Here is a 6,212-nt window from a genome sequence, read left to right as displayed (position 1 = left end):
CAAATGAGTCCGGACCCTAGAGCGCGAAATCCAATCGTGCGGCCCAGGCGCGGAACAGGTCAGGCCAGGTCTCGGCCGGCCTGCCCCGGATCAGCCGCACGCCGAAGCCGTGACCGCCTTCCTGGAACAGATGCGCCTCGGCCTTCACCCCGCCGGCCTTGAGCGCGGCCAGAAGTTGCAAGCTGTTCTCCACCGGCACCGACGCATCGTCCATGGCGTGAACCAGGAACATGGGCGCGGCGCCCGCCCAGCTCATCTTCTCAAGCGAATAGGCCTCGATCCGCGCCGGCGCCGGGTCGACACCCAGCAGAAACTCGCGCGACCCGGCGTGGACGAAGGGATCGGCCATGGTCGCCACCGGATACATCAGCATCGACAGATCCGGCCGAAAGCCTTCCTGGTCGGAGGCGTCGATCGGCGCATAGACCACGTCCCTCCGCGCGCTCGCCAGTCCCGCCAGATGCCCGCCGGCCGAGGCGCCCAGCAGCGCCACGCGATCAGGCCGGATTCCGTAATCCCCGGCGCGGGCGCGGATCAGGCGCATGGCGCGCTGCACGTCCTGCAAGGGCGCGTCCGGGCCGGCCGCCCAGCCGTCGCCCGGCAGACGGTAGCGCAGCACGAAGCAGGTCGTGCCGGACGCGGCGAACACCCGCGCGACATCGTAGCCTTCCTTGTCCACCACCGCCCAGCGATAGCCGCCGCCCGGCGCGAGGAGCAGGGCCGACCCGTTGGATCGTTCCGGGCGGAAAACCGTCACGATCGGGTCGGTCGTATATTGGGCGTAGCGGTCGTGATAGGCGGGATCGCTTGATCGCTCCGGGACCACGGGCGTGACGCTCACCCCCTGCCCGCCCGGCGCCCCGTTCGGCCAAAGCCGTATCTGCTCCGTCGGATCGGGGGGCGCACGTCCGGCGTCTTCGCCCCGGCCGGAGACCTGCGAACGGCCTTGTCCGGCGGCAAGCACGAGGGCGCTTCCCGCCGCGACGCCCAACGCGCCTCTCCTCGACATCCCCATCGGCGTTCCCCTCGAAAGGAAAACGGCCGGGCGATCGCTCGCCCGGCCGTCATGGATCGGATCGCGTCAGACCTTGGCCGGCTCGTATCGCGGCGACAGCAGGTGGATCACCAACAGGGCGATCAGATAGGCCGAGGCTGCGACGATGAAGATCGGCGTATAGGTGCCGATGCTGTCCAGCACGAAGCCGGCGTACTTGGCCATGGCCATGCCGCCGATGGCGCCCAGCATGCCGCCGATGCCGACGACCGAGCCCACGGCCGAGCGCGGGAAGACGTCGCCCGGCAGGGCGTAGAGATTGGCCGAAAAGCCCTGGTGCGCCGCCGTGGCCAGGCCGATGATCCCCACCGCGACCCACAGGTTCGACGCCATGGCCGCAAACGCGACCGGCACGGCGCACAGGGCGCAGATGAGCATGGTCAGCTTGCGGGCGTTGTTTACGCTCATGCCCCGGTGCATCATCCGCGACGACAACCAGCCGCCGCCCACCGAGCCCACGTCGCTGAGCAGATAGATGGCGACCAGCGGCGGTCCGAACGACTTCAGATCCAGGCCGTAGGTCTTGCCCAGGAAATCGGGCAGCCAGAACAGGAACATCCACCAGATTGGGTCGATCAGGAACTTGCCCAGCGCATAGGCCCACGTCTCCTTAACGCCGAGCAGCTTGGTCCACTTGACCTTCTCGACCGGGTCGGCCGGATCCTGCTCGATATAGGCCAGTTCAGACGCGGACAGGTTCTTCTGTTCGCGCGGACGGCGATAGATCAGCAGCCAGATCGGCAGCCAGATCAGCCCCAACAGACCGGTGATGACGAACGCCATCTGCCAACCGAAGGCCAGCACCAGCCCCGGCACGATCAGCGGCGTGACGATGGCGCCGATGTTGGTGCCGGCGTTGAACAGGCCGGTCGCCAGCGCGCGCTCCTTCTTGGGGAACCACTCGGCCACCGCCTTGATGCCGCCCGGGAAACCGCCGGCCTCGCCGACACCCAGAACCGCGCGCGCCATGATGAAGTGCGACAGGTCGCGCGCCGCGCCATGCAGGATGTGGCCGATCTGCCAGATGCCGAAGGCGACGCCCAGACCCCACCGCGCGCCGACCCGATCCATGATCCGGCCCCACAACAGATAGGCGACGGCGTAGGACGCCTGGAACCAGAAGACGATGTCGGCGTAGTCGGTCTCCGACCAGCCGAACTCCTCGGACAGCGTCGGCTTCAGAAAGCCGATCATCTGCCGATCGACGTAGTTGATGACCATGGCCGCAAACAGCAGCCACATGATCACCCACCGGTACTTGCCCGGCGACGGCGCCTTGATCTCGATGGGACCCGCGCTGGCAGCGTCAGTCATGGTTCCGATACCCGTTCCTGTTTCCTCTCGACACGTCCCGTCCTTGTGGACCGCCCTGACGGCGGACGGGTTGGCGCCCGGTGATGGTTTACTTCGCCTCGGCCCTGACGACCGAGCATTTGAGTTCCGCGATTCCCTTGAACACGCACACGGCCTGGTCCCCGGCATGGGTCCGGTGGACGCCGGTGACGGCGCCGGTCGAAATCAGCATTCCCGCCGTCAGCGGGCGGCCCCAGCGGGCGCAATGCTCCAGCAGGAAACGCACCGATTCAATCGCCCCGCCCTGAAGAGACGCCGATCCGCCGACGCCGACGCTGACGCCGTTGATGATCGTCTCCACCTCGATGGCGTCGAGGCGATCGCGCCAGTCCTGGACCTCCGGTCCGACGACCAGGCCGCCATTGTTGCCGAAATCGGAAGCGACCACGGTGGGGCCCAGATCGTTGATGGTCGCCAGCGGGCTGCCCGCCAGTTCCACGCCCACGAAGATATTGTCGACGGCCTGGGCGGCCTCCTCCAGGGTCCATTCCGTCTTGGCAGGATCGACGTCCGCGCCGATGCGGGCGATGAATTCGGATTCGATGGCGGCGAAACCGCCTTCGATTTCCGGCAGGGGCGTGACCGTGTCCCCTGACGCTGTGCGGGTGTTGCCCGCGAAGATGGCGCCCGCCAGGCGATGAACGCCCAGCTTCGCCTGAAGCGCCGGCGCAACGCCGCCGACCTTCCAGCCGACCAGGCGATCCGGAAAGAGGCCGATCGCGACGTTCTGGATCGCGTAGGATTCGGCCATCGTCGTCGGCACGGCGCCGGGGTAGTCCGGTGTCGCGCTTGCGGCCAGACGCGCCGCCACGAACCGACGCGCGATCTCGGCGGCGTCGCTTTCGGCGGATGCGAACGACAGGCTCATCGCGCCGCGCTCGAAGAAAGTGAAATCAGGATCAAGGGGAATTCGCCTCACGAACAGGCTTCGATAAGAGCGACGATGGAAACCGGTGTCAATCCGCTTTGGCCGCCGCCTTATGGCGCGAGACGCGAGTCGGGGCTATGGCAGGGTTGAGACTGCAACGGAGGAGCCCCTTGGCTCAGGACGATCCGCGCCCCGCCAAGACCGTCAAGCGCGCAACGATCAACGACGTCGCGCGCGTTGCGGAGGTCTCCAAGAAGACCGTCTCACGTGTCATCAACAAGTCGCCCTTCGTGCGCGAGGACACGCGAAAGCGCGTCGAGGCCGTCATCGCCGACCTGGGCTTCACGCCCGACCCCCAGGCGCGGGGCCTGGCCTTCCGTCGCTCGTTTCTGGTCGGCCTGATCTACGACAACCCCAGTCCCACCTATGTCGTGAACATGCAGCAGGGCGTTCTCGACGCCTTGAAAGGCTCCGGCCTGGAACTGGTCGTACACCCGTGCAACCGGAACGCCCCAACCCTGCTGGAAGACATCCGCGGCTTCGTCGAGCGGCAGCGCCTCTTCGGCGTGATCATGCCGCCCTCGATGTCCGAGGACGAGGTGGTGATCGCTCTCCTTCGAGACCTGGACTGCCCCTATGTGCGGATCGCCTCGGTCTCTCTGGATCAGCCCCAGTCGATGGTGATCACCAATGACTGGATGGGCGCAGCCGAGGCGGCGCGTCATCTGGCGGACCTGGGACACAGGCGCATCGCCCTGGTGCGGGGTCCCGGCCTGTTCCGCTCCTCAGAGGTTCGCGGGCGCGGCTTCAGCGAGGCGCTGGCGGAACGCGGCATTCCCCTGGATCCGCAATACGACGTCACCGGAGCCTACACCTTCGAGTCGGGCGTGGAGGCCGGCCATCACCTCCTGTCCCTGCCGCAACCGCCCAGCGCCATCTTCACCCTGAACGACGACATGGCGATCGGCGTGATGCAGGCGGCGCGCGAACGGAACCTGGAACTGCCGCGCGACCTCTCGGTGGTCGGTTTCGACGACCTGCCGATGGCGGCCCGCGTCTGGCCGAACCTGACATCGGTGCGACTGCCGATCCGCGACATGGGCCGCATGGCGGCGGAGAAGCTGCTGGCCCCCCTGCGGGGCGTCGATCCGGCCAAGTTGGAACAGCCTGAGGTTCACCCCGCCCTGGTGGTTCGCCGCTCGGCCATCCCCGCCATCTGACCAAGGGCCATACGGGCCGACGCGCTGGTCCGCGCGCCGGCCCGACATCAGTTCTCAGGCGGCCTTGTCGAGGACGCCCTTGAGATAGTCGCGCACGCCCTCGTTCGTGGCGTTGGCGAAGAAGTATTCCGAGAACCGCTCGCCGGCGATCGCCGCCTTCAGCAGGTCCTGGTCCATCTCCTTCAGCGCCGTCAGCAGGTCCTTGTTGGTGGCGGCCTTCAGATCGCTGAGGACGCCGCGGTTCTTGCGCATGATCTCGGCGCGCTCCTTGGGATAGCCCAGGCCCCGCTCACCGTCGAACAGCTTTCGGTAGCAGTCCTGAAGGTTCAGTTCCGCCGCCCAGCCGAAGCCCTTGGCGTAGGGCATGGAGATGGCGTTGCCGTCGTTGATCTGGCCGAACAGGAAGGCGTCGGTCGGATCGATCACCAGGGCGCAGAACACGCCGGGCATGCTGTTGCACGCCAGCATCGACCCCACCCCCGTGCCGCAGCCCGTGACGACGAAGTCAGCCGCGCCCGACCCCAGCAGAATGCCGGTCAGCACGCCGTTCATCACATAGGTCAGCGACGCCTTGTCCTCGGGCGCATACATTCCGTAGTGGAACACCTGATGCCCCAGCGGCTCCGCGACGGCGGTCAGCGCGGAATGGACGGTCTCGCTTTTGGCGGCCTGGCTGTTTTCGATGACGAGGGCGATCTTCATGGGAACTCCTGAAGGGTGCGACGCGAACCGGCGTCGGCCGGCAATTACGGTCTGGGTGATTGCATCATAGTATGACACCGGTTACCTAGTCCACACGAGGACGGACGCGAAGATCCGTCACGGCGGCCAGCGCAACGGGCGTTCAGGGAGACCGGCATGTACGACCCCATGTACGACAAAATCTATCAGGCCACCCACCCCGACATGATGGACGGGGCGTCAAACCAGCAGTTGCGGGATCGCTATCTGGTCCAGGGCCTGTTCGCGCCCGGAAAGCTCAGCCTGAACTATTCGCATAATGAGCGGATGATCATCGGCGGCGCGACGCCGGTCGGCCAAACCCTCGTGCTTCCGACCCATTCGGAGCCGGAATCATTGGCCGGCAAGCCCTTCCTGCAGGCGCGCGAACTGGGCGTCGTCAATACCGGCGGCGCCGGCTCGGTGAGGGTGGACGGCGAAACGATCCCCTTGGGATTTCGCGACGGTCTCTATGTTCCGATGGGGTCCGCCGACGTGGTCTTCGCGTCGGATGACGCGGCCGATCCGGCGAAATTCTATCTGGTCGCCACCCCGGCCCACGCGCGCTACGAGCTGACGAAAATCTCGATCGACGAAGCCGTGCCGCTGGAGATGGGCGCGCTGGAGACGTCGAACGAGCGCACCATCTACCAATACATCGTGCCTGCCAAGGTGAAGTCCTGCCAACTTCTGCTGGGCGTGACCGTGCTGAAGCCCGGATCGGTGTGGAACACCATGCCGCCGCACCTCCACGATCGGCGCTCGGAGGCCTACCTCTACTTCGGCCTGGGCGAGAACGACCGGGTCTTCCATTTCATGGGCGAGCCGGACAAGGCCCGCCACATCATCGCCGCCGACGGCGAGGCCGTCATCTGCCCCCCGTGGTCGATCCACATGGGCGCCGGCACCTCGAACTACACCTTCATCTGGGGCATGGGCGGCGAGAATCTCGACTACACCGACATGCACAAGCTCGACCTCTGCCAGTTGAAGTAAC

At 66.5% G+C, this 6,212-nt stretch carries 6 protein-coding genes; 2 read left to right on the top strand and 4 right to left on the bottom strand.

What is annotated here, in order from left to right:
- Nucleotides 1-16: 16 nt before the first annotated feature.
- From B2U11_RS07860 to B2U11_RS07850, 3 genes are all read right to left on the bottom strand, one after another.
- Nucleotides 17-841 carry an alpha/beta hydrolase gene (locus tag B2U11_RS07860; protein ID WP_292070955.1) on the bottom strand — a complete coding sequence of 275 codons (825 nt, stop codon included), beginning with the start codon at nt 839-841 and terminating at the stop codon, nt 17-19.
- Nucleotides 842-1,081: 240 nt separating this feature from the next.
- The gene (locus B2U11_RS07855) at nt 1,082-2,368 is read right to left on the bottom strand and encodes an MFS transporter (protein WP_292070954.1); all 1,287 of its coding nucleotides are present in this window, start codon (nt 2,366-2,368) and stop codon (nt 1,082-1,084) included.
- Between the two features lie 88 nt (nt 2,369-2,456).
- Entirely contained in the window at nt 2,457-3,275 is an 819-nt protein-coding gene (locus tag B2U11_RS07850) for a 2-keto-4-pentenoate hydratase (protein ID WP_292070953.1), read from the bottom strand.
- Nucleotides 3,276-3,445: 170 nt separating this feature from the next.
- On the opposite strand from B2U11_RS07850, the gene B2U11_RS07845 reads away from it, so the two are divergent.
- Nucleotides 3,446-4,495, top strand: a complete 1,050-nt coding sequence (locus B2U11_RS07845) for a LacI family DNA-binding transcriptional regulator (protein ID WP_292070952.1) — start codon at nt 3,446-3,448, stop codon at nt 4,493-4,495.
- 54 nt (nt 4,496-4,549) lie between these two features.
- Here B2U11_RS07845 and B2U11_RS07840 read toward each other — a convergent pair whose 3' ends face one another.
- Nucleotides 4,550-5,197, bottom strand: coding sequence for an RpiB/LacA/LacB family sugar-phosphate isomerase (locus B2U11_RS07840; protein WP_292070951.1), 648 nt, complete (start codon nt 5,195-5,197; stop codon nt 4,550-4,552).
- A gap of 168 nt (nt 5,198-5,365) precedes the next feature.
- Here B2U11_RS07840 and kduI point away from each other — a divergent pair, with 168 nt between their 5' ends.
- Nucleotides 5,366-6,211 (top strand): 5-dehydro-4-deoxy-D-glucuronate isomerase, encoded by an 846-nt coding sequence (kduI, locus tag B2U11_RS07835; RefSeq protein ID WP_292070956.1) that lies wholly within the window; start codon nt 5,366-5,368, stop codon nt 6,209-6,211.
- The last annotated feature ends 1 nt before the right edge of the window (nt 6,212 follow it).

The organism is Brevundimonas sp. UBA7534 (genome assembly GCF_002479325.1).
In the GTDB taxonomy this organism is placed as follows: domain Bacteria; phylum Pseudomonadota; class Alphaproteobacteria; order Caulobacterales; family Caulobacteraceae; genus Brevundimonas.
Note: the sequence above shows the minus strand (reverse complement) of the source record. Positions and strands in the feature narration are given on the sequence as shown.